Raw genomic sequence first — 2,500 nt, forward strand, 5'->3', positions numbered from 1 at the left:
TGGCTTGAACGGTGCGGCCCGCGAGGCAAAGTTTTGGGGCCATAGCTCAGCTGGGAGAGCGCCTGATTTGCATTCAGGAGGTCGTCGGTTCGATCCCGTCTGGCTCCACCATTTGCGTTTAGCGGATGGTGTTCCGAGCCTGGTGATGCATTGCGTGTTCGATGAAAACGGTTCGGCCGTTGGATCTTTTAGAAGGTTCGATTGGCCCGATATTTAACATTGTAGAGAGAAGGATTGTTTGTCTTGCCTGCACCCCAGGCTGCTCCCCAGTCGGAGTTAGGCGTTGAGCCTTGGAGAAACGATACCTCGTGAAACTGGTCTTTGGATCGATCTGCGCTGTGAAGCGTGGGTTGATCTTTTATGATCTGACCACCGATGTCCGATGATGCATGCCTTCTATGGTGTGGTTGCGGGCATTGGTAATGAGAACGATCAAGTGCCAAAAGGGCGTTCAGTGGATGCCTTGGCGCACACAGGCGATGAAGGACGTGTTACGCTGCGATAAGCGTCGGGGAGCTGCGAATAAGCTTTGATCCGGCGATTTCCGAATGGGGAAACCCGGTCTTCGGACCACCCGCAAGGGAGCTAACCCGGGGAACTGAAACATCTCAGTACCCGGAGGAAAGGACATCAATTGAGACTCCGGTAGTAGTGGCGAGCGAACCCGGACCAGGCCAGTGGCAGTTAGGTAAGAACAGGAAGGACCTGGAAAGGTCTGCCTTAGTGGGTGATAGCCCCGTACTGGTAGAAAGCCTAATTGTCCTCGAGTAGGGCGGGACACGTGAAATCCTGTCTGAACATGGGGGGACCACCCTCCAAGCCTAAGTACTCGTGTGCGACCGATAGTGAACAAGTACCGTGAGGGAAAGGTGAAAAGCACCCCGACGAGGGGAGTGAAACAGTTCCTGAAACTGGATGCCTACAAACAGTCAGAGCCCAAGGTTCGTCCTGGGTGATGGCGTACCTTTTGTATAATGGGTCAGCGACTTAGTCTGTCGTGCAAGCTTAAGCCGTTAGGTGTAGGCGTAGGGAAACCGAGTCTGAATAGGGCGATAAGTACGACGGATTAGACCCGAAACCGAGTGATCTAGCCATGTGCAGGTTGAAGGTGCGGTAACACGCACTGGAGGACCGAACCCACGTCTGTTGAAAAAGACGGGGATGACGTGTGGCTAGGGGTGAAAGGCCAATCAAACTCGGAAATAGCTGGTTCTCCGCGAAATCTATTTAGGTAGAGCGTCAGACGAATACCTTGGGGGGTAGAGCACTGGATGGGCTAGGGGTCCTCACCGGATTACCAAACCTAACCAAACTCCGAATACCCAAGAGTACTATCTGGCAGACACACGGCGGGTGCTAAGGTCCGTCGTGGAAAGGGAAACAGCCCTGACCTACAGCTAAGGTCCCCAAGTCATGGCTAAGTGGGAAAGCATGTGGGAATGCTTAGACAACCAGGAGGTTGGCTTAGAAGCAGCCATCCTTTAAAGATAGCGTAACAGCTCACTGGTCAAGCGTTCCTGCGGCGAAAATGTAACGGGGCTCAAGCCATGCACCGAAGCTTAGGGTGTGCAGTTTACTGCACGCGGTAGCGGAGCGTTCCGTAAGCCTGCGAAGGGATACCCGTGAGGGGTCCTGGAGGTATCGGAAGTGCGAATGCTGACATGAGTAGCGATAAAGAGTGTGAGAGACACTCTCGCCGAAAGTCCAAGGGTTCCTGCGCAATGTTAATCAGCGCAGGGTTAGCCGGCTCCTAAGGCGAGGCCGAAAGGCGTAGTCGATGGGAATCACGTTAATATTCGTGAGCCTGCTGGGAAGTGACGGATTGCCAGAGTTGTATGTCCTTATCGGATTGGATGTGCAGTGAGGCGGTTCCAGGAAATAGCCCCAGCTTATAGTCCGTACCCTAAACCGACACAGGTGGACTGGTAGAGTATACCAAGGCGCTTGAGAGAACGATGCTGAAGGAACTCGGCAAATTGCACGCGTAACTTCGGGATAAGCGTGACCCGTTGATGGGCAACCATTGGCGGGTGGCACAAAAGAGGGGGTGGCGACTGTTTATTAAAAACACAGGGCTCTGCGAAGCCGTAAGGCGACGTATAGGGTCTGACGCCTGCCCGGTGCCGGAAGGTTAAAAGGAGAGGTGCAAGCCTTGAATTGAAGCCCCGGTAAACGGCGGCCGTAACTATAACGGTCCTAAGGTAGCGAAATTCCTTGTCGGGTAAGTTCCGACCTGCACGAATGGCGTAACGACTTCCCCACTGTCTCCAGCATCGACTCAGCGAAATTGAACTCCCCGTGAAGATGCGGGGTTCCTGCGGTCAGACGGAAAGACCCCGTGCACCTTTACTATAGCTTCACGCTGGCATTCGTGTCGGCATGTGCAGAATAGGTGGTAGGCTTTGAAGCGGGAACGCCAGTTCTCGTGGAGCCGCAATGTGAGATACCACCCTTATCGTCATGGATGTCTAACCGCGGTGTAACAGCACCCGGGACAGCG

Annotated in this window: 1 tRNA gene and 1 rRNA gene (1 of these 2 running past the window's edge); both read left to right on the forward strand. The window is 54.0% G+C overall.

Going from position 1 to position 2,500, the window contains the following annotated elements:
* Positions 1-35 precede the first annotated feature (35 nt).
* Positions 36-111 (forward strand) — tRNA-Ala (locus V4T21_RS01100).
* Positions 112-430: 319 nt separating this feature from the next.
* Positions 431-2,500 (forward strand): 23S ribosomal RNA (locus V4T21_RS01105); it runs 658 nt beyond the window's last position.

It is taken from the genome of Pelagibacterium mangrovi, assembly GCF_036662815.1.
GTDB lineage: Bacteria > Pseudomonadota > Alphaproteobacteria > Rhizobiales > Devosiaceae > Pelagibacterium > Pelagibacterium mangrovi.